This window comes from Armatimonadia bacterium (assembly GCA_039679385.1).
Lineage (GTDB): Bacteria > Armatimonadota > Zipacnadia > Zipacnadales > JABUFB01 > JAJFTQ01.
In genome coordinates, this window is record JBDKVB010000091.1 from 1 (window position 1) to 22,152 (window position 22,152).

The 22,152-nt window shown below is 64.1% G+C and carries 11 protein-coding genes; 6 read left to right on the plus strand and 5 right to left on the minus strand.

Annotated features, from left to right (window positions below):
* Nucleotides 1-172 precede the first annotated feature (172 nt).
* The 6 genes from ABFE16_10455 to ABFE16_10480 all read left to right on the plus strand — a co-directional run bounded on the left by ABFE16_10455 (nt 173) and on the right by ABFE16_10480 (nt 12,983).
* Entirely contained in the window at nt 173-2,710 is a 2,538-nt protein-coding gene (locus ABFE16_10455) for a hypothetical protein (GenBank protein MEN6345715.1), read from the plus strand.
* A gap of 227 nt (nt 2,711-2,937) precedes the next feature.
* Nucleotides 2,938-5,487, plus strand: a complete 2,550-nt coding sequence (gene mgtA / locus ABFE16_10460; protein MEN6345716.1) for a magnesium-translocating P-type ATPase — start codon at nt 2,938-2,940, stop codon at nt 5,485-5,487.
* 258 nt (nt 5,488-5,745) lie between these two features.
* Complete coding sequence (locus ABFE16_10465) at nt 5,746-7,047, plus strand: TolC family protein (protein MEN6345717.1); 1,302 nt, start codon at nt 5,746-5,748, stop codon at nt 7,045-7,047.
* A gap of 27 nt (nt 7,048-7,074) precedes the next feature.
* A complete protein-coding gene (locus ABFE16_10470) occupies nt 7,075-9,339 on the plus strand; it encodes an efflux RND transporter periplasmic adaptor subunit (GenBank protein ID MEN6345718.1) in 2,265 nt (754 codons plus the stop codon).
* An 8-nt stretch (nt 9,340-9,347) separates the two neighbouring features.
* Nucleotides 9,348-12,608: an efflux RND transporter permease subunit gene (locus ABFE16_10475; GenBank protein MEN6345719.1), complete on the plus strand. Its 3,261-nt coding sequence runs from the start codon at nt 9,348-9,350 to the stop codon at nt 12,606-12,608.
* 39 nt (nt 12,609-12,647) lie between these two features.
* Nucleotides 12,648-12,983, plus strand: coding sequence for a TRASH domain-containing protein (locus ABFE16_10480; protein ID MEN6345720.1), 336 nt, complete (start codon nt 12,648-12,650; stop codon nt 12,981-12,983).
* 642 nt (nt 12,984-13,625) lie between these two features.
* Here ABFE16_10480 and ABFE16_10485 read toward each other — a convergent pair.
* The 5 genes from ABFE16_10485 to ABFE16_10505 form a co-directional block, all read right to left on the minus strand.
* A complete protein-coding gene (locus ABFE16_10485) occupies nt 13,626-14,588 on the minus strand; it encodes a hypothetical protein (protein ID MEN6345721.1) in 963 nt (320 codons plus the stop codon).
* A 14-nt stretch (nt 14,589-14,602) separates the two neighbouring features.
* The gene (locus ABFE16_10490; protein ID MEN6345722.1) at nt 14,603-15,124 is read right to left on the minus strand and encodes a hypothetical protein; all 522 of its coding nucleotides are present in this window, start codon (nt 15,122-15,124) and stop codon (nt 14,603-14,605) included.
* A complete protein-coding gene (locus ABFE16_10495) occupies nt 15,125-17,104 on the minus strand; it encodes a PKD domain-containing protein (protein MEN6345723.1) in 1,980 nt (659 codons plus the stop codon). It lies immediately after the preceding gene.
* A gap of 42 nt (nt 17,105-17,146) precedes the next feature.
* Nucleotides 17,147-20,011 carry a hypothetical protein gene (locus ABFE16_10500; GenBank protein ID MEN6345724.1) on the minus strand — a complete coding sequence of 955 codons (2,865 nt, stop codon included), beginning with the start codon at nt 20,009-20,011 and terminating at the stop codon, nt 17,147-17,149.
* Nucleotides 20,012-21,438: 1,427 nt separating this feature from the next.
* On the minus strand, nt 21,439-22,143 hold the full coding sequence (locus tag ABFE16_10505; GenBank protein ID MEN6345725.1) for a SprT family zinc-dependent metalloprotease: 705 nt from the start codon (nt 22,141-22,143) through the stop codon (nt 21,439-21,441).
* Nucleotides 22,144-22,152 lie beyond the last annotated feature (9 nt).

Consider the following 22,152-nt stretch of genomic DNA (forward strand, 5'->3'; position numbering starts at 1 on the left):
GGGCAGCCAGAACACCTGGGGAGGATGGCCGCGCTGGACGACGAACTCAACACTGAGGAGCCAGACCCTGCAACTGAAGCCCGAGGGGCGTTTCAGGCCCTGCAGGTTAGTTTTGGGCCCCTACGGGCTTGCCGATCCGCTTCGATTCGTGACTGCACAAAAGGAGAAAGCCATGCCGAAGGGACTCATTCTGTCGATCCTGCTCGTCTCGGCGAGCGTCGCCGTTGCGGCAGTGAAGCCCGGTGAGAACCTCCTGATCAACGGTGGGTTCGAGGGCGAGCAGCTCAGCTTTCCGATGTTCTGGGAGAAGGGCGGTAGCAATACCGGCTTCAACCCGACCGGCGGGCCCGGCAACACCGGCGCGGTGGTATTCAGCAATCCGGAGGGGCTCAAAGGGATCCGGTCCACCTGCCGCCAGTACGACCAGCAGATCATCGCCGGCGAGACGTACAAGCTGAGCGCCTACGTCAAGACCCAGGGCTTCAGGAGCAGTCATTGCGGCATCATCGTCCACAACAACGGCTGGTACAAGGAGAGCGGCATCAAGTCGTTCCCCGAGACCAGCGACGGCTGGCAGTACCTCGAGCAGACCTTCAAGCTGCAGGAGAGCAAGGACAGCGTCTACGGGGTAGCGATCTTCGCTGTCGACTACGTCGGCGAGATCCAGTTCGCCCAGGTCAAGCTGGAGGCCATCAGCCCGGCCGCGCTGGCCGGGAGTTCGGCTTCGCGGCTCCTGGCCGAGCAGAACCGCCCCCGACTCGTGGCCTGGGAGCCACTGCTCAACCAGATCCCCCTAACCGATCCCAAGATGACCTTCCGCTTCTTCGGCAAGCCGGAGCGCGCCCTCACCGAGTACGAGTGCGTCTACACGGTCGACGACAAGACAGTGCGCAGATACCCTCTCGCGCGTGAACTCAACAGTGTGGATCTGTCGGGGCTCGCCGCGGGCGACCACAGGCTTGACGTCGCGGTCGTCGATCGTGCCACGCAGGAGAAGGTATTCGACGCTACGCACGTCATTACGTTGACGGCGCTTCCCGAGGTCGACGTCTCCGCGCACCGACGGCTCAACAACCTGGTGGTGGAAGTGCTGGCGCAGCCGCTGCAGGCCACAGCCGAACCGCAGCGTTTCGAGTTCAGCACCGTCCGGGACGGCTGGGTGTTCATCAAGCTCGAGACTGGGGCGGAGGACCCCGGATTGAAGGCCGTCCTCGAGACCGAGGACACCGTCATCACCGCCGCTACCGATCGCCGTGAAGCCTTCCGCGACCTGCCCCGGGGGAAGCATCGCCTCGTGGTCAGCGGTGCGGCCTCGGGCGGGAAGATCGTGGTACGGTCCATCGCCGAGATCTTCAACTACCCGGCCTGTGCTAGCAGTCAGGTTCCGCAGAACGGCAAATACGATTGGGACTTCCACGTCAAGCACGTCTTCCCGGCGGTGACCACTCTCAACGGTGGCAACGTCCCCGAGGAGCACCGCGCGGACGTGCGCCGCATGGGACTGAAGTGGCTCGCGAACGTCGGCACGACCGACCCGAAAGACGCCGCTGACCTCGTCGCACGAATGTCGGCAAGCCCCGGCATGACGGCGCCCTGGTACGACGGGTTCACCGCCGACGAACAGTTCTTCGGCCGCCCCGGCCTGGCACACTACACCGAGGCACTGCGACTTCTCAAGAACCCTCAGAACCGGCTGGTCTACACGTGGATCGTCGGCAAGCCCGGGCTGCCCGGCATGCACAACGACTTCATGAGCGCAGCATTGAACGCCTCACGGGGACGGGGACGCCTGCTCTTCGAGGCCTACTGCCACAGCCGTCCCAGCGAGGAAGACGCCGTCAGCTACCTCAAGGACCGCGTCGTCGACACGATGGAGCGGTTTGGCGAGTACTTCCCCAAGGTCGCTGCGGGCACGGGAATGCTCTTCGGCAACTTCAACCAGGTCCCCATCATCTCCCTCGACGTGAACCCGGAGGTGGACTACAAGTACTACCTCGACATGCAGCTCAACCTGGCTGCCAACCATCCGGCCTTCCGGGATCTGGGTATGACCGGGTACTGGGGGAGCTACTACGACGACGAGGAGCTGTACCGCTGGTCCTTCCGTCTGCTGCGCCACTACTGTGTCGAGGGCAACACGGAGATGCTCTCGAAGACGTACGGGTACCGCTACTCGCCCGGGCACCTCAGCAACTGCGATTTCGCTGCCGGGCTCGAGCACTGGACTGCGGACCCGGCGGGCGCTATCCGGGCCGACAGCTTCGCCGGCTACGGGAAGGGCAGCGAAGGCCGCTGGGGCGGCGCCAGCGAGACGGGGGACACTTTCTGCGTCTTCACCCGCGGTGAGGGCCGCCCGAACACGCTCACCCAGACCGCCACGGGCCTGACCCCGGGCAAGACCTACACGCTCCAGTTTGTCACCGCCGACCACAAGGACATGGTCGCGCACAAGGTCGATCCCAAGCAGCACAAGCTAGCCGCCGTCCTCGGCGCTGGTGCGGAGGTCCTTCCCGAGAAGTCCTATGTCTTCGTCGACGGGCGCAACTCCGGCTCGAAGAAAGACGACGGACTGGTCCGGATCAACCTGCACCATATCCGCTTCCGCGCCACCGCCCCTTCCTTCACGGTGACCTTCACAGACGCTGCGGCCGAGCCGGGAACGGAGACCGCACTCAACTACATCATGCTCAAGCCGTACTTCGAGGACTAGGTGCGCCTGGCCGCCGATGGGGTTCTGCCTGTGTATCGACTATGGGTCGCCCCCGTCGGCGCTTAGGCCGAAGGTCCAGTGACGGCAGACGATCTGTCGGTGCCGGCCGAGGAGGGTGGCCGGCACCGACAGATCCTGGGGCCCCGCGGTCTTCGGAGTGAGTTGGTGGACCACGGTATCGTTCTGCTCAAGGGGCGGCAAAGAGGGGCGATGAGGGAGGCCGGGTCATGACTGGCTCGCAACCACTGGAAGCCTTCTGGAGTGTTCCGGACGCTGACGTCCTGGAGGCCGTCTCCGCCACGCCACAGGGACTGTCGCCGGCGGAGGCCCGGCGACGCCTCACGCAGTTCGGGCCCAACAGCCTCAAGGCTGAGAAATCGGCTACCGCCGTGGGCCTGTTCCTGAAGCAGTTCACGAGCCCCCTGGTCCTTCTGCTGCTCATCGCGGCCATTCTGTCCGCCTTCCTGGGCGACGTCACCGACATGGCCATCATCCTGCTCATCGTGCTCACGAGTGGGGTGCTCAGCTTCTTCCAGGAACGCGGGGCAGTCAATGCCGTCGCGAAGCTGCTGGCTATCGTTGAGGTCACAGTAGCGGTCACGCGCGACGGCAAGGCCGAGGATATCCCCCTCGAGGAGATCGTCCGCGGCGATGTCGTCGAGCTCAACGCCGGTGACGTCATCCCCGGCGACTGTCGCCTCCTGTCCTCGAAAGACCTGTATGTCGACGAAGCCGCCCTCACGGGTGAAACGTACCCGGAGGAGAAGCAGGTCGGCACCCTCCCGGCCGACACCGCGCTCGGCCAGCGCACCAACACGCTCTACATGGGGACCCACGTAGTCAGCGGCAATGCCCAAGCTCTGGTTGTGGCCACCGGCATGGCCACTGAGTTCGGGAAGGTGTCCCAGCGTCTGACGCACCGGCGGCCTGAGACTGAGTTCGAGCAGGGGGTGCGGCGCTTCGGTTCCCTCCTGATGGAGCTCACGCTGGTGATGGTTCTCGCCATCTTCGCGATCAATGTCTTCCTGAAGCATGACGTGAAGGTGCTCGACTCCTTCATGTTCGCGCTGGCCATCGCGGTAGGTCTGACGCCTCAACTACTCCCTGCGATCATCACCATCAACCTCGCCCATGGCGCCCGTCAGATGGCCGAACAGAAGGTCATCGTCAAGCGCCTCGTCTCCATCGAGGACTTCGGGAGCATGACCGTCCTGTGCTCGGACAAGACCGGGACACTGACCGAGGGGAAGGTGACACTCCGATCGGCGCTCGACGTCAACGGCCAAGATAGTGAGCGCGTGCTCACCTACGCCTACCTCAACTCGGTGTACGAAACCGGCTTTAGCAACCCTATTGACGAGGCTATCCGCAGCTTCCGCGATCTCGACAGCTCTGCCTACGAGAAGCTTGACGAGGTGCCCTATGACTTCTTGCGCAAACGCCTGAGCATCCTGGTGTGCCACGAAGGGCCTACTGGAGCCGACGCGCAGCGGGTTCTCATCACCAAAGGCGCTCTGCAGAACGTACTGGAGGTGTGCACCGACGCCGAGACCGCTCCCGGCACGGTGGGCAGTCTTGCCAGTGTGCAGCGGCAAGTGGATGACCATTTCGCGCAACTGAGCAGCGAGGGCTGTCGCGTACTCGGCCTCGCCTATCGCAACCTGGACGCGGACGTTGTCACCAAGGCGGACGAGACCCGTATGACGTTCCTCGGTCTGCTGGTCTTCTTCGATCCCCCCAAGGCAGACGTTGGCCGGACTATCGTTGAGTTGGCGCAGTTGGGCATCAGCCTCAAGATCATCACGGGCGACAACCCGCTGGTAGCCACGAGCGTCAGCCGGCAAGTCGGCATGGCCGACCCCGTGGTTCTCTCCGGGGCGCAACTCAGGATGATGGGCGATGCCGCCCTGTGGGGGCGGGTCGGCCAGGTGGATGTCTTCGCAGAGATCGAGCCGAACCAGAAAGAGCGCATCATCCTCGCACTGCGCAAGGCAGGCCACATCGTCGGCTACATCGGGGATGGTATCAACGACGCCTCAGCGCTACACGCTGCCGATGTCGGTCTCTCCGTGGAAAGCGGCGTTGACGTCGCCAAGAACGCCGCCGACATCGTGCTGCTCGAACACAGTCTGGAAGTCCTGGTGCATGGCGTCAGAGCCGGGCGCGCAACCTTCGCTAACACGCTCAAGTACGTCTTCATGGCCACGAGCGCCAACTTCGGCAATATGTTCAGTATGGCGGGCGCCTCGCTCTTCCTGCGCTTCTTGCCGCTCTTGCCCAAGCAGATCCTGCTAACCAACCTGCTGACCGACTTCCCCGAGATGACCATCGCAACCGATGGCGTCGACCCGGAACTGGTCGACAAGCCTCGGCGCTGGAACCTCCGCTTCATTCGTGATTTCATGATCGTCTTCGGCCTACTCAGCTCAGTCTTCGACTATATGACCTTTGGCGTCTTGATCCTGCTGCTGCACGCCTCGCCGGAGCAGTTCCGTAGCGGCTGGTTCCTGGAGTCAGTAGCCTCGGCCGCACTCGTGGTCTTGGTCATTCGCACGCGTCGCACAGTCTTCAGGAGCATGCCGAGCAAGCCGCTTCTGTTCGCAACCTTGGCCTGCGTCGCGGCTGCGGCCCTCTTGCCGCTGACCCCGCTGGGTCCGCTCCTGGGCTTCGCAGTCCTGCCGATAGGGTGGACCGGTCTCATGCTCGCCATCGTGGCCCTCTACGTCGCAGCCGCAGAGATCGCCAAGGCCAGGTTCTACCAGCGGACGCACCTGTGAGCTGAGGCACTCTGAGCTCTCCTTAGTGTCGCGTCAGGTGGTCGCCATGCCATCGGGGCGGACGGTGCCCAACAGGTGGCAGTGCGAGTGGTGGCGAATCTTCGGTAGGTCGCCGTGCAGGTGATGCCAGGAATCTGGAAGAGATTGCATGGGGGTAGCCGCCTGCCGTCCTCGCCGGTCTGTGTGGAACCCGTCAAAGCCTATCTGCGCTATGGGTAACATCGACCGGCCATTGTGGCCACACCAGGGGAGGATCCCATGCGCATCGGATCATGGCTGTCAGGTGCACTCTTGGTGATGGTCTGCGGTTCGCTCCTGGCAGCGGGCGAGGTCTCGGTACTGACTGAGCAGGCAGTGGTGGAGCAGGCCCTGGCGCAGCACCCCTTCCTCCAGATGGCTCGGGCCGAAGCGGCGATGGCCGGTTCCCGCACCGATATGGCCCGCTCCGAGGCCAGGGCTCAGGTCTCGGTCAACGGATATGCCGGCCTGTCGAACATGGGCAACAACCTGCCGATCCCCGGTGTAATGCCTCAGGCCATCCTGCAGTCGCAGGATCGGGCGTCGCTCGATCTGAATGCCACGGCCATGCTGCCGATCTCCACGGGAGGGCGCATCGAGAGCGCTATCAGGGCGGTGGAGCTCGCCGCCTCCGCTGCCGAGGATGCACTGGCCGCAACACGTGTGGAGGTCGCTTACGAGGCTCGAGCAGCGTATGCTGACTGGCGAGCAGCCCTGGCCATGGAGAAGGTCGCCCAGGATGCTCTGGTAGCGCAACAGAAGCAGTTGATGCTATCGCAGCACCTGTTCGATGTGGGGAAGATCCCCAAGTTCGACCTCTTGCGCACCGAGGCGACGGAGGCCGGTGTGCAGCAGCAGCTCGCCAACGCACGGGCGGAGATCTCGGTGGCGACAGCTCGGCTCCTGCAAGCGATGGGCGCCTCCAACATCACGCTGGGCGTGCCCGCTGAGGAGGGGCTCCTGGGCCCGCCAGTGGACGTCTTGCCGACCGCGCTTGCCTCACGGCCCGACCTCCTGGCAGCCCGCAAGCAGGTCGCAGCGGCGAAGGCCACGGTCCAGGCCAGACAGGCATCATACAAGCCTCAGTGGTATGGGATGGCCATGCTGGATGGTCTGGTACCCTCCTCCATGGATACCTCTGTTGGGATCACGGCAGGCATCGTGGTGGGGTTGCCTGTGGTGGATGGTGGACGTCGGCAGGCTGAAGTGCGGGAAGCCGACCAGTCCCTTGCCAGGGCGGCGGCAGCAGTCGCTGCGCTTGAGCAGCAGGTCAGGGCCGAAGTCATCACCGCCGAGGCCAGGGCCGGTGCGGCAAGGCAGAACCTTGAGACCGCCGCCAGTCAGGTGAGAGCGGCCGAGGAAGCCTACAGGGTGGCACAGGTGCGCTACGAGGCCGGCAAGAGCATCATCCTTGAGGTCCTCGATGCTCTCCGAGCGCAGACGGAGGCACAGCAGAGCCTCGTGGTCGCGCGTGCACAGTACGCAAAGGCCCTTGCTGACATATACCGTGCCACGGGTCTGGTCGGCCCGCCAAGAGGATGACCCCGGAGCTCACGGGAGGAGGCACCGATGCGCAACATCTTCCTCTTGGTCGTGGCAGTGAGCATCTCCTCGTGTGCGGGCGCTGGTGCCGCTCCCGTGTCGGCCCGGGCCGGGAAGTTCAGCCTCGAGGTCTCCTCCGAGCCATACCCCCCCAAGTCCGGTAGTAACGCTTTCACCATCTCAGTCACCGAGGGGGGCAAGCCTGCTACGGGCGTTGCTGTCAAACTCCATGTGGACATGCTGGGCATGCCGATGCCCGCCGACTTCGAAGCTGTGCCAGGAGGCAACCCCGGCCAGTACGTCGCCACCGTCAGTCTGGGCATGGCGGGCAAGTGGAAGCTCACTGTTGCGGTGAAGCAGATGGCCGGCATGGCGATGGCGGGCGATGGGGAAGCACACTTCCTCATCGAGACAGACAGGAGCATCACGGCAGAGACCGGCGGCCCCTCGCCGTGGAAGCGAGGCCTTGGCCTCGTTCTGGGGGCTGGGCTCCTGATCGGCCTTGTGCTCCTCCTCCGTCACCTCAGGCTTCCACACGGTGCGAGAGGGGTCATCATCGGGTTACTCACCCTCGCCGTCGTTGCCGTGGGCACCTGGTGGGTCGTGCGCAAGTACCGCGACCCCAAGGTGGCCACGGTCATCGCCTCGGCCATGATGGACATGGAGGCCATGCAGGCGACTGCGGCTGCCACGCCGGTGAAGACCGAGCGGCTGCGCCCTCGGGCCTTCCAGGCCAAGGCGACCTACACGGCCACTGTCGTCGCCGACGTGGAGGAGGAGGTTTACCCGAGAGTGACGGGGCGTCTGGTGGAGATGCCACTGTATCCCGGTGATCGAGTGGGAGCCGGTCAGGTCGTGGCCCGCCTCGACACCGCCGAGCTTGCCTCCAGGGAGGCGCAGGCGGTGGCGGGACGTGAGAGCGCCTCACGTTCCGTCGAGGCTACAAGGGCCGAGGTGTCCTCTGCACGAGCCGGTCAGGGCCGTTCGGCCAAGGCCGTGGAGCAGGCTCGCACCGGTGTTCAGGAGGCTCTCTCGGGCGCACAGAGCGCCGAGGGGGCAGTGCGGGCGATGGAGGGAGAACTGGCCGAGGCAGGGGAGATGAAACGGGAAGCCGAGAGCGCTGTGGCCTCCGCCCAGGCTGCCGTCGAGCAAGCTCAGCAGATGGTAGTGCAGGCCGAGGGCGAGGTGGACAGCGCCCAGGCTGACGCAACCTACTGGCATACCGAGATCGCCAGGGAGCAGACGCTCTTCGGCAAGGGTGCCATCTCCAGAGAGGAGCTGGACCGGGAGGCTTCTCAGGCCGCTACTGCCGGTGCGAAGCTCAAGCAAGCCCGGGCTGCACTGAAGGCCGCCGAGATGGGGGTGACCCGAGCACGGAGGGACCAGGAGCAGGCACAGATCCGGGTGGCAGCGGCGAGCGCAAAGGTGCGAACCGCTGAGGCGAAGGTCGCTCAGGCGAGGTCGGACCACGGCAGCGCCCTCGCCAGGGTCGCCCAGGCCCGAGCGGGGGTTGGCACCGCCCTCGCCGATGTGGAAGCCGCATCTGCCGGAGTGAGGGCGGCAGCCTCAAAGGTGGGGGTCGCCACCGCGCAGGAGACACAGGCACGGGCGGCCCTGACGGAGGCTAGCGTCATCCGTGGCTACACGACCATCCGTGCCGCCAATGCGGGAATCGTGACCGCCCGCCTGGTATCGCCGGGCGTCCTCGTGCAGCCGGGGACGGCAGTCCTGCGCATCGCCAAGACCGACTTCGTACGCCTGCAGGCTCCGCTGTCGGATGCGGATCTGCGTCTCGTCCGCAAGGGGGCTCCCGTCCTGGCCTGGGCGTCGGATGACCCGCAGACGCCGGTCGTGGGAGAGGTCACCACCCTGTTCCCTGCCCGTGATCCCATGGCACGGACGGGCATCGTGGAGGCCCGCCTCGAGAACCCGGACAGCCGTCTGGTGCCGGGGCAGACCGTGCGCCTGGAAGTGAGCCTGGGGGACGAGGGCTCTCTGCTGTCCGTCCCGACGTCCGCCCTCTCCATGCGGGAGGGAAAGGCCTCCGTGTTCGTCGCCGTACAGGACAACGGACGGCTCATCGCGCGGCGGGTCACTGTGGAGACGGGGAGCTACGCCAACGACCGCACGGAGATCCTGTCAGGCCTCAAATCGGGGGCAGACGTGATCGTCCTCGGCTACGACAACCTGCGTGACGGGGACCCCGTCACCCTTGCCGATAGCGTGATCCAGGCACCGCCCGTCGGTAACAGTAGTGCGGAGCGCTCGCCCCACTCCGGGCATGGGGAGTGATGGGCCTCATGTCATCCCCCCCACTGTCTCAGGCGGCGAAGGTTGTCCACGGCAGCGCCCTCAACATCTCCGCCTGGAGCATAGACCACCCCTACCCGGTCCTGGCCTTCTACGCCGGCATCGTTCTCCTCTCCGTCATCGCTGTCGGGTCGTACATGCCTCGGCGCATGATGCCCTACGTGGAGAGCCCGATGGTGGGCGTCGTCTCCATGATGTCAGGGCTGTCTGCCGAGGAGATGGAGACGTACATCAGCAAGCCCATCGAGGAGCAGATGACCAACATCAAGGGAGTGCGCTACCTGCGCTCCTCCTCGCAAGAGGGCCTCTCGCTGGTGTCCCTCGAGTTTCCCTACGGCACTGACATGAAGAAGGCGTTGTTCGACGTTCAGGCTTTGATGAACGTCGTCCAGGCCAATCTGCCCATGACGGGGCCCAATCTCAAGCCCTCATGGGTTCTGTCGATAGACCCGCTCAACATCCCTATCCTCAGTCTCGCCCTCACCGGTGACGAGAGGTGGTCACCCGAGCAGTTGCGCGAGCTGGCCGACAACCAGGTGGTCAGCAGCCTCAAGACGATCAGCAACGTCTACTCGGTTGTCCCCTTCGGCGGGTACCGCCGGCAGCTCCAGGTAGTCGTGGACCGTGACAAGCTGGCCCGGTACGGACTGAGCATTACCCAGGTCAGGGACGCCCTTGACGGGTTCAATACCTCAAAGCCCGCAGGGACCCTCACTGGTGGCGACCGTGAGGCTGCCGTCAGGGTTGACAGCAAGGTGCTCACGCCGGTACAGCTCGAAGGGCTTCCCCTCCTCACCTCGCCGCCGTCGGGCCCTGGGGCCTCCCCAGCGCCGTCTACCGTCTTCCTGCGGGATGTGGCACAGGTCCTGGACACCCACTGGGAGCGGCGCAGCGCCTTCCACTTCATCAAAGACGGCAAGGCTCAGAAGGCCATCGAGGTTGCCGTCCTGCAGGACCCTGACGCGTCGTCCCCCAGGGTCATCGGTGCAGCGACGCGCAAGCTCAGGCAGTTGGAGCGAACGTATCCGGGCATCAAGTTCGAGGTCACCTACAACAACGCCCACTTCGTCAGCCTCCTGTTCAGGAACATGTTCGAGGAGCTAGGCCTGGCGATCCTCCTGACGGGAATCGCCGTGCTGCTGTTCCTGGGGGAGTGGCGGGGCACCATCATCAGCCTCACCACCATCCCTCTCTCCCTGGCGATGGCGATCCTGCTCCTGATTCCCATGGGGATGACGCTGAACTCCAGCACCCTCATCGGGCTCCTGCTCGTGATCGGCCGTCTGGTGGACGACTCGATCATTGACATCCATGCCGTGGAGCGCCACCTGCGCATGGGCAAGACCCCCCGGGACGCCACCATTGACGGCATTACCGAGGTGCGGTTGGCGGTGATGGCCTCCACCTTCATGCTCTGTCTGGCTCTGACACCGCTCCTGTTCAGCGGCGGCATCGTCCAGCAGATGTTCGTGGGGCTCGTTTGGCCCATCATCTTCGGCCTGCTGGCATCCATGCTGATCTCCTTCACCCTCACTTCCATCATGGCCGCCGCCCTGCTGCGGCCCCATGAGGAACTCACGCGCGAGCGCAGCTCCTGGCCCTACCGGATCATCCTGAACCCGATACAACACCGGCTAGAGCGTCTGGAGCAGGGATACGAGCGGCTCATCCGGTGGATGCTGCAGCACCGCTTCATCAACATGAGCCGGGTCATCGCCACCGTCATCATCGGCGCAGGCTTCTACTTCTTCATCGGCTCCGAGATGATGCCACTGGCGGATGTGGGGCAGGCCTACGGCGTCCTCGAGGCCACTCCGGGGACCTCCTTCGCAGCGACCGAGAGGATCGTGGAGCAGATCGAGGAGATCATGCTCAAGCATCCCGAGATCATGCACGTGGCCACGGAGGTGGGTGCGGAGTCGGCCTTCGAGAGCACGGGCACCTACTACACCGGCTATGCCATGCCTGCCGTGAACGCCGCCACGTTCATGATCACGCTGTCCGACAAGGATGAGCGACGCCAGACCATCTGGCAGGTCATCGACAGTGTCCGGCAGGAGGCTCTGGCGACGATCCCCGGCATCCGCCGGTTCCAGATCAGGGAGATGGGCTCCGATGTGATGGCCTCATCGGCGGCCCCGATCCAGCTCCTGGTCTACGGCCCCGACCTGCAGCGGGTTGCGGACCTGGGGAACGCTGTGGCCGACATCGCTCGCCAGACGCCCGGCATGTCTCAGGTCGCCACGAGCTGGGACATGACACTGCCCGACCACGAGGTCAAGGTGGATCCCCTGCAGGCGCAGCGCCTGGGGCTGACGGTCTCCCAGGTGGCCGACCAAGCATACTATGCGCTCCGGGGCGGTCTGACCTCGGAGTTCTGGCGCTTGCCCAACCTGCGGCAGAACACCATCCTCGTACGCTATGCCCATCAGGACCGTTCCAGTCCCGACGACCTGGAGCGCACCTACATCACTGGGGCCGATGGTCGGCAAGTACCGCTGAACGCCCTGGCAAGGGTTGAGTACCGTCAGGCACCGACCGTCATCGAGCACGACGGACTTCGTCGAGCGATGAACATCATGGGCTACTACCGCCCTGGCAGCAGGCCGTCCATGGACCTGGGCATGGACGTCCAGATGCAGGCGCTGCAGAAGCTGAGTTTCCCGCCGGGCTACGGCATCGAGGTCCGTGGCGACATGACGCAGATGATGGACTCCTTCAAGCGCCTCCTCATCGGACTGGGACTGGCGCTGGTGTTCATCTACCTGACCCTGGTGGCCCAGTTCGGCGGGTTCTTGCAGCCAGTGCAGATGGTGTTCTCCTTGCCTCTGGAGTTGTCGGGGGTGTTCCTGTTCCTCTTCCTGAACCACCAGGCCTTCAGCACCGTCTCCATCCTCGGCGTCATCATCCTGACCGGCATGGACGCGACCACGGCGATCCTGCTCATTGACCTGATCATGCAGGTGCGCCGGTCTGGCGTCCCACGGGACGAAGCCGTCGCCACCGCCTGCCCCCAGCGTCTGCGCCCCATCCTGATGACCTCCGCCATCACCGTCATCGCCATGTCGCCCGTGGCCTTCTTCCCGAGAACCGGGATGGACGCCTACAGCCCCCTGGCGACGGTGGTCATTGGTGGCCTGGTCATCGGGACGATCCTGTCACTGTTGGACATCCCGATCCTGCACACCTACATGGACGACCTCGTCAACCTGCTCGCACGAGTGAGGTCCCGTCTAAGGCGCGAGGAGTAGCCTCAGGACTCATGCCCCACATCACCGGAGGTGATCACAATGCCACTGCGAATCATGCTGGGTGTCGTGGTGCTGGTAGCGGTTCTGGCATTGACAGGCTGCCCGAAACCGCAGAGCACTGAGGTGACACCGCCTCCTTCCACAGCCCCGACCCCAACGGTCACGGCAAATGAGGCCTCGGCTACCGGAGGCGAGGAGCTGGCGAGCTGCCCGGTGCTGGGCACAACCATGCCCAAGAGCAAGATGATCCCCGTCGAGCACATGGGCAAGACCTACTACCTGTGCTGCAAGGACTGCGTGCCGAAGTTCAAGGCCGATCCGATGAAGTACATCGAGCACCCGGCCAAACCCCTGCCGCCCTCACAGGGCATGTAGCACTCGCACGGGTTGTGTGGAGCAGAGACATGAGCAAGGCACGAGACCTCCACCAAGTCACTCGGCGTCCTGCTGCATCCTGGTCGTCGGGCGAGGCCGCGCCTTCGATGGCGAAACCTCCGGGGCCACATACGAAAAACCCTTCTGCCTGCGACACAGCGTGTCGCCTTGCAGAAGGGTCAGTGGATAGCATATGGCGGGCCAGGCGGGACGACTTCGCAGAATGGTTGGGCAGTGAGGAGTGCCTGGAGTTGGCCCGCAGGGCGGTGTAAGTGACTCTCGGCCGGGCTCGTGCCGTCCCTACGGTCTGCCCCTGGCTGGCTGATCTCCCCGACCCGATCGGTAGCAAGGGGTTCTGCGGACTGGCCGCAGTGACCTGGGGTCTCGTGGACCTGACGGAGGGCTGTCGGCGGCCTCCGGGCTGGAGGGGTAGACGGGACGCATGGTCAGGCCCTCAGCCTGCGTCTCGGTGTCACCAGCTGCGGACCGAGCTGGCAGCGACGGCCGGGGATGGAGGACGGTAGCGCCATGGCGTGCTGCCGTTGAGGCCAAGAGGGACCGACAGGGGACCGGGCCTCGTCCCGGTCCCCTCTGTTTGTCACCCGGCTCAGGCTCCTTCGAGCGTCGAGGGCCTCGCCACCCTCAACGCAAAGCCGCTGTGAGGTCGACCCGCTTGCCAGTCACCGCGTCGATCACGATCTTGTCAACCCTCTCGGTTCCACGGAGAAGCCAGAACCCCCAGGTGGGCCCCTCCTCAGGCGCATAGGCACTGGACAGCACGAGCCTCGCATCAGGGCCGACGCTGTATTGCTCACCGAGCTTCCTGGCGACTGCCTCGGCCGCCCGTCGAGCCTCAGCTTCTCCGAGTTTCGGTTTGGGCACTTTGGTGGGAGCCACGCGAAGCATGTAGGACACGAGCTGGCCCTTGGCCATGTCAAAGCTCAGGGTCACCCGGCTGCCCGTGCGGACCTGTGGATTGTCGGCACTCTCCTCCCACATGATAGTGTACAGGGTCTGTCCCGCAAGGACGGGTTTGCCGGCGACCAACCGGTCGCGGTCTAGAGGGCACACTCGCCGCAGCCAGGCAGTGGCGAGCTCCTTGCATCGTGCGTCGAGCTCCGGGCTGGCCTTTTGCACCGCCTCACCTGAGAGACGGCTCAGTAGCGTAATGTCCGTCACGTAACCGCGCTTAACATCAACGGTCACGAGCCCAGACTCGCGCTGTTGTGCGCTGGCGCCGATCTCAAAGGCGAAGGCCTTCTCGTCAGCCGTTCGAGATCGACTGACGCGTCTGCGCGCGAGCCGGTCGCCGGAGGTGAGGGTGAGGTCCTCCCGCTTGCACTGAAGGAAGTCGGCGACGATCTGCTCGGGGGAGCGCTTCGCAGCCGATGTCGTCTGCGCCCCTTCCTGTGCCGCGGACGCGGCCGGCTCTGCCGTCGAGCTTTGTGACGTGGTCGCTTCCTTGTCCGGCTGCGCAGAAGCACCGCCGGGCTCGGCCACCTGGCTTTGCGGCTGTCCCGGCTGGTCTCCCCTCTGCGACTGACAGGCGCCCAGGGCACACACGAGAGCTATCGCGACAAGAACGCCCAGCTTTGCACTCGTCATATCGTCCACGCTCCCTACTTGGTGAGTAGCACGAGCCGACCGCTGGAAACAAGTACCCAGGGTCTCTTCCCGGTCGCCCTGTCGCGGTACTGAAGGGAGATCACTTCCTTGTTTCCCGGATTCGGGTTGATCTCCACTTCGGTGACTTCCAGCTCCGAGGGCGACAGCCCCAGGTACTTCGCGAGGAGTTCCTTACCGCGCTCTGCCGCCTGCGATGCCTCCGCCGGCACAGCCGGGCCGAACTCGTCACTGAAGTGCAGATACCACAGGCCACCCGGTCTCCCAAACGACGCGGACACCATCCGCTGTCCCGCCTTTGTTAGCACCTTGTACTGCCATACCTTGTAGCGCCAGCACTCCAGGGAGCGCGGGCACGGCCCCAGGCCAGAGGGCTGCACTTGGTCGCCTTCGACTCCCAGGAGAGCGACCAGGTGCGCCATCCTGCCGGCGTTATCGAGGCGATTCGAGACCGCCCACAAGGCGACGGCCAGAACGGGGATCGCAGCAAGGATGCAGACAATCCGGCGCTTGCGCATCTACCCACCTCCGAATCTCGATGGGACTAGGATGACGTTGCCCTCGACGCGATGGTCAAGTATATCGTCTCCGCACTCGTCACCAATGTCGCCGTAGGCCCACAGGGCAGCGAGGCTGCACGACTTGGCTGCGTTCAGTCCAGTGCAGGCGCAGTCCCAGAAGTAGCTGGCGAAGGGCGGAAGGTAGCCGGCAGCTATCTCCACGGTCCAGCCAATCGCGCACGATGCACCATTAGTCACAGATCCGGTCACCATATCGGATCCACCGTTGCCCTGGGCTGTGTTGCATCCCATCCATAGCGCGAGGAGGACGTGGTCCATGTCGAGCGGCAGATCGGTACAACGGAACACTTCGTCCGGGTCTGGCTGACCGGGTGAGACATAGCCCGGGTCTGCATGCCCGTAGTAAGCAAAGATGGCTGCATCCTGTACAGCGCGGTAGACAGCTTGTTTCGTCTGTGCGACCTCGCCAACATCATACGGCGGGTGGTTGGCAAGGTTGTAGGCCGCGAACCGCTCCTCCGTTGCGTTCTTGGCGCCGCTGAAAAAACCGCTAGAGATTCCGGAGCCTGCGCATATCCTGACGCGCGGCAGTAACTGCACCGCTGCCCCTCGTGGTATGGTCGGTTTTGGGGTCTCGTCTCGGTTGGCGGATCCATCTGCTTGCGTGCCCGTCAGGACGAAACGGTAGTCTCCCATTATCTGTCGGTCCACGGCGAACTTGACCACTGCCAGATGCTGACCGACCGATCCGTCCAGGGCTATCCCTGAGAGTATGGTGCCTTCGCTGAGGTCGGGCTTGAACAGGAGAAGCTCGCATCCAGAGAGCCCTTGGCTACAGGTGTAGTGCAGGGCCACGAAGGCCGCATCTGGATAGTCGTCGGTGTCCCAGGTGAAGTCGCTCAGTGACACATTGCTGATCGCGTCCACCTTGTCCGTGTCGGCGCATTCGTAGTGGTCCGCGGTGATCGAGTAGCTGTAGATGCCGACTTTGGACGGGCCGGGCGGCGTCCAGGAGAACGCCCCACTGCCTGCGTTTCTCGAGTAGGAGGGGTCGGCGACGGTATCGACTGGGTCTTGAGAGGTCGGGGTTCGGCAGACGTCATAGCACTTGACCTCGACCTTGTACTTGGGAGCAACCACCTCATGATGCGTTACGTTCCAGCCGATCGTGGCAGATGGCTCCCGGTCCTTGGGCCACTTGATCAGGAGTGCGTCCACACCGGTGGTCGTGTCCCTCACGACCGTGTTGTTGGGCGTCCATGCCCGGTAGAGGTCCTCGACGATGATGTCGGGTCCCCTTTCAAACAGGGCCTCGACTCTGAAGCAGAGCTGCCTGTTCTTGCAGACCCTCGTATCCCATACCCAGGTGGCGTTCTGGTGTGTGAGGCCATCAACTAGCACGTCAGCGCCCTTCCAGACCCAACCGTCGTCACCGGCCAGGTCCACGCGGATCCACTGGCCCTCACCGTCTAGCTGATAGAACCTGCAGCCCCGCAGCGACATGCCGCCTGTTGGCGACACCCGGTACATGAGCGTGACCGCATCCCACACACTGCTGCCCACGTCTTGGGGGAAGGGGACGTCGGGTGGGCGCTGGTAGCCGGCGAGAGCGACGAACTCCCCCATTTTGGTGGAACCTGCAAACAGAAGGACCCTCGCCTGTCCGGTCAACTCGCCACATCGGGCGGAGGCCACGCCGGTGTAGCTCCCAGGCGCCATGTATGCGTGAGTGGTGGGGTTAGTCAGGGAGTGGGGGGTGGCATCCCCGAAATCCCACTCCCAGGTCACCGCACCGGCCTCGAGCTCCTGCCCGTCCAGGTACGCAACTGCCTCGAAAGTGCACTCCTGACCAACAGTGACCTCGATCCCGTCACAAGGCTGCATGATCTCAACGGTGAGCCCCGCTGCACTCACCTGCACGACGACTGCCAACACGAGCAACGGCACCATGCAGAGCACACGACACTTCATCGACATTGCCACTCACCCTCCGTCCTTCTTGGGACCTCGTGATGAACGTCATTGTCCACCGGCCTGTGCGTCCGTCCGCATGCGTTGCAGGTATGTCTCGGCGTATCGGGCCCATTGGGTCTGTGGGAAACTGCCGACGACCTGACTCAGGTAGTCTCGCGCTGCGGCATCGTTGCGCTGGCGCAGGTATGCCAGCCCCAGGCTGTACAGTGCATTGGCGACCTCCTCAGCTTTGGGATTCTCCTTTTGCATGGCCTCTAGCACACCGGTCGCCTGATCAAGACGGTTCGCGGTCAGGTATCTGCCTAGAAGCTGTACCTGAGCGCGAAGGCGTTCCTCGCCGGGCGATGCTGCCGCAAGAGCACCCGTAAGGTGGCCGATCGCTGCCCTGTCGTCCCTGGACAAGATGGCCGCGTACCGGCGATCCTCGGGCGTGAGCTTGCTCTGGCCGAGGAGACCAGCAAGCCGTTCCAGCGCATCCGAGGCAAGAGCGGGATCGTCGCGCAGGAAGACCCGCATCGCCTGTCGGTAGAAGGCCTCACACTGAGCCGTCGGTAGCCCCTCTACCCCGGCTGTGAGGTATGCCTGGAAGAGCTCGCGTGCGACAGGCAGTGCGACTGCCGCCTGTGTCGAATGGGGTGCGCGGATCGGCGTCCGCAGGAGGAATGACCTAGTGGCATCGACCATCCTCTTGAGGCGCTGCTCACGGCCGCTGTATGGTAGTGCGAACTGCTCCAGCGCAGCCCAGAGCGCCGGCCCGAAGAGCCCGGACTTGAGCTCCGACTTGGCTAGGTCTCCCAGAAAGGCATCTCGCGCCTCCGGAGTGGTCCTCGCTTGCAGGCTTTTCAGGTACTGCGCGAAGGCCAGTTGCTCCGAGCGCGGGGACAGGTGTCGGTCCCGCTGGCACTGCCAGGACTGCCAAGCCCGTGTCTCTGGGCCATGGGGAGGCAGCCCCGCGAGTTGAGGCGTTGACCTCTCGGCCGGGTCGAGGAAGACGCCTGAGATCAGGACATTCATACTGAGGTCTCTGGAGATCAGGAATCTCAGTGTTGTGGGACCAGCGGCGAGGAACTGTTTGTACACACCGTTCACGAAGTCCCGTACGTCGGTGCCTGTCTGATAGGATCCGTTCTGGTCGAACACTGAGACCGTATACGTCCTTCTGGGTTCGTAGTAGTTGTGGTCGTTGACGAAGTACAGGCTCAGACGATGCTGACCGGCCGGCACTGGTATCTCAAGCCATAGGTCGGGGCCGGTCGCTCGTGGATGTGCTTCGCCTCGGTCGTCCCAGTTCGCAGCCCGACGGACGCGAGCGAGCGGGTTGTAGAGCACGGATCGGTGGCCGTCTGAGGGCCCGGTCACCCAGTACCGCGTCTTCTCACCCGGCCTCCCGCAACTGGGCGTGACCTCCCACCCGGGCAGCCTGCCCCCCGCCACGTCCTGTGGCGCCTGTTGCGCGCAGAGCACAAAGCCTTCCGAACCGTAGTAGGTATACCAGTCCCCCTGCGTCGCGCGGTCCTCCCCGAGGTAGCGAACGACCTGCTGCTGTGCAGGGGTGTGGGTCCTGGCCAGGGCCGCCAGCCTGATGCCTGCCATGCGCGCCTCTTCACGCAGTTCCGTATGTCTGCACTGTGTCAGCCTGGCGTACGACCTCTGCGCTTCGTTCCACTGGCCGGCGAACTCCTGGCACTGTGCTGTCCGGTAGGTGGCCCAGTCCCGCAGACGAGCGTCAGCGGTTGTGGTCGCGACCTGCTTGAAGGCCCTAAGCGCTGGACCGCACTCCCCGCACGAAAGGTGTGTCTCAGCCACACCAAGGTGTCTGCGATCACCGAGGGGCCCACCATCGGCCATCACCGTCTCGTGCTGTGCTCCTCCTGCAGAGATGTCATAGATGCCGCAGCCCCGCGCCCATTGACCCGCTGCAAGCTTGGCCAAGGCTGCGACGACTGTGCCACGATGCTTCCTCTCCAGGGCCTCAAACCTGCTGCACGCGCTTTCTGCGTTGCGAGCAAGGGCTGTTGCTTCAGCCTTCTGCCACGCGTCGGCAATGCTGGGGATCGCGTGCTGCTCGACCGGGGAGTACGGGCCGAAGTCCGACGACACGGTGTTGAGCAGTTCGAGCGCCCCTGCAAGCAGGGAGCTTGGTGTCGGTCGCGAGATACGGTCGACGAGTGGCTGGTTGTCCCGCAGTCTGGTGGTGCAGGCCGTGGTGTGCTCGCCGCTGGCATCAAAGACATCAAGCAGATAGGAGACCGTCTGTGAGCTGGTCCGTGCCGTACTCACTTGGTACTCAGCGACCTGCAGCGATGCTTGCTTGGACTCAGGGCTAGGTGGCCAGATCGCTGCGAGCGCCTCTAGGGCTGCCACATCGACCGGAGTCAGGATGTCTCTTGGTACCAAGCTTGCCAACCGGCTGCGGATGATCGAGCTCATATCAGACGCAAGACGGTTCATGTTGTAGTTGCTGGCTTCGCCGATGCCAGGTTTGGCCTTCGCTGGATCCACGGCCGCCAAAGCGGCTCGGTACCTCTCGGTCGCCTCCTTCGTCCTCCTGAGGCCTTGCAGTGCGTCGCCCTGACAGAGCAGAGCTCGGGCGACGGCAGGAGTCGCCCTGACCGCCTCGCCGTACTGCTCCCAGGTTGCAAGAGCGAAGTCATGGAGACCTGCGCGCTGCAGCATACCACCGAGGTACGCGAGCGCCGGTACCACGGACAGCGGGCAGGGGACGTCGGGGACGGAGACGAGTACGGTGGCCCCAGTCGGGGCTTCGAGTGACAAGTGTAGAGCCAGCGGAGTGGAAGTCGCGAGAGGAGCTTTCGGTAGGGACACGGGGAGAAGGGTCCAGAGCGCAGCGGGAAGCGAGACGTAGGGCGCCTGCTCGCTCCCAGCCATGTCGCCTATGGCTGCACTCATTCTGCACTTCGCCTTAGGGTCCAGGCACAGAGCAAGGAGGTGCGCGGTCGACGGGAGCTTGAGGGATGGATCGAGAGGGCACGAAGCCCTCCCGGTGCCACTTGCCGGCGTCTTCAGCGGGATGATCTGCCCGGTGACCTGAGACGCCCCGGTAACGCCGATCAGACCGTTGATAGCCTTGTCAACCGCGAGGAGGGTCTCAGACGATCTGGGGGACGTCGGGGACGCCCGCACTGTTGGAACTGCGACGGAAGTATGAGCGATACAGAGGACTAAGCACAGAAGATGAACTGATCGGCAAGAGCAGAAGCGGCAGACGCGCGCTTGGCTTGCGGTCGATTGCGTCGTGTTCACGCTCGGCCAACTCATGGGAGTTCCCCCCCGGGTAGTTGCACCTTCGTACGCAGTGGCGGCCTGAGCTGACTACTGATGGACTGTGATCGCGCCGCATCTGACCGGAACTGAACAATAGCGGCGCATGCGCACCAAAAGACAACCGCTTCATAGCATATGGTCGAAATCATGATCTATAGTGAGATTACATCATGCATACCCGTTTTTGTTAGATCAAAGATATGTGTACAGGAAATAGCGTATATCCTACATAATAACTTCGCTGCTTTCCGAAGTCAATATGGGTATCAGTTGTGCGTTACACCACACAATGCCGTCTCTGTTCACGGCTCCCTCGGGAAGGGCCTGCTCCTGTCTCCGTCGGCGCTAGCGCCGAGCAGGCTGTGGCCGAGCTCACGCATAGACGAGCAGCCGTTCCGCGGTGGGCTGCGCTGTGCTCTGAGTGGCTCTATGGGGCCATCGGGAGTCATGCACAGCTTCGGCGCCGTGTGGCGAAGTGTGAATCCGACGTCAAGGGGAAGGGTCCCGTGTGTGGATCGGGGGTGACAGCTCGCAACGGCGTGGACGCGAACCAGCGTTGGCACTCGCACCGGCGAGGAGCTACGACGTGACGATCCTCCGGTACTGATCTGCCATGAGATGGTCAGCCCTGCTGGTATGCCAGGGCGGGGACGTCTGAAGCATGGCGCACCCACGGAAGGCCGCGCGGGCGTGCGATGGCAGCCGATGAGGCTTCGCCGTGAACCGGCAATGACACGGAAGGCGAGGGCTGCTGGATGGCCATCGTCACCTTGTCACAGGCTCTTGTGCAGTGTGCTCGGCGCCGCTCCGTTCTTCCCCCCACGCGTGGGATGGCAGAAGCCGTACCACCGAGCCGCTGTAGCTCCATGTCAGAAACCTCGTCACCATCCGCAGCAACCACAGGGGCTCAAGGAATGGTTGGCCAAGACACTGTCGTACCGGAGAGACCTCCCAGAAGGGCCTCCCATTGGCGCAGAAACCCCATTTCGACGTCTCTCCGGTTTCACTTCAGGAGCTCGCGGACAAGGCGGCCCAGGCCGCGCAAGCTTGACCTACAGAAGCCTTAGCTTGCCACCGTTCTCCCTCAGCCATCGCCTTGGTCCCTCAACGTCTCCCACCATCCCCCGGACGATCAGCCAGAACCTCTGCGAGTGCTTCCGCTCCGCGAGGTGGGCGACCTCGTGGGCGACCACGTACGTGAGCACCTCTGGCGGCGCCATCACGAGACGCCAGTTGAAGGACAGGTTGCCCTGACGGGAGCAACTGCCCCAGCGGGTCCGCTGATCCATGATGTAGACCCGACCGCGCTCACGTTCGCCGCAGAGGGCCTCCAGCTCGGCCTCGATGTGACGGCGGGCCTGCTGTCGAAGCCAACGGTTCAGGAGCGGCAGCCCTGCATCGCCTGCCCGCAGGCGAAGCTGGATAGACTGTCCGGACATCGACACTCGGCGGCGTTCGCCCTCCTCGGGGTGGACGATGCTGAGAGCATGCAGGGTTCCGCGGTACAGGATTGTCTGACCGTCCTGGGGTTCGCCCTCCGGCCGCCATACCGGAGCCGATCGGAAGTACGCTAGTTGCCTCTCGATCCATGTCCGCTTGCCGACAAGCAGATCGGGCAGTAGGTCCGCATCGTATGCCTCGGGGATGACCACGACAAGACCCTCGGTGGCGTTCACCTTGAGTCGGACGTTCCTGGCCCGGTTGCTCCGCCGGACCTCGTACTTCACGTCGTGACCGCCCAGTCGCACTACCGGCATCCTCGTTGC

Bases quoted from the DNA above. Each gene is read 5' to 3' on its own strand.
- ABFE16_10495 (MEN6345723.1), bottom strand. From the start codon at position 17,104: ATGTCGATGAAGTGTCGTGTGCTCTGCATGGTGCCGTTGCTCGTGTTG.
- ABFE16_10505 (MEN6345725.1), bottom strand. From the start codon at position 22,143: ATGCCGGTAGTGCGACTGGGCGGTCACGACGTGAAGTACGAGGTCCGG.
- ABFE16_10480 (MEN6345720.1), top strand. From the start codon at position 12,648: ATGCCACTGCGAATCATGCTGGGTGTCGTGGTGCTGGTAGCGGTTCTG.
- ABFE16_10500 (MEN6345724.1), bottom strand. From the start codon at position 20,011: ATGAGTGCAGCCATAGGCGACATGGCTGGGAGCGAGCAGGCGCCCTAC.
- ABFE16_10485 (MEN6345721.1), bottom strand. From the start codon at position 14,588: ATGACGAGTGCAAAGCTGGGCGTTCTTGTCGCGATAGCTCTCGTGTGT.
- ABFE16_10490 (MEN6345722.1), bottom strand. From the start codon at position 15,124: ATGCGCAAGCGCCGGATTGTCTGCATCCTTGCTGCGATCCCCGTTCTG.
- mgtA (MEN6345716.1), top strand. From the start codon at position 2,938: ATGACTGGCTCGCAACCACTGGAAGCCTTCTGGAGTGTTCCGGACGCT.
- ABFE16_10470 (MEN6345718.1), top strand. From the start codon at position 7,075: ATGCGCAACATCTTCCTCTTGGTCGTGGCAGTGAGCATCTCCTCGTGT.
- ABFE16_10455 (MEN6345715.1), top strand. From the start codon at position 173: ATGCCGAAGGGACTCATTCTGTCGATCCTGCTCGTCTCGGCGAGCGTC.
- ABFE16_10465 (MEN6345717.1), top strand. From the start codon at position 5,746: ATGCGCATCGGATCATGGCTGTCAGGTGCACTCTTGGTGATGGTCTGC.
- ABFE16_10475 (MEN6345719.1), top strand. From the start codon at position 9,348: ATGTCATCCCCCCCACTGTCTCAGGCGGCGAAGGTTGTCCACGGCAGC.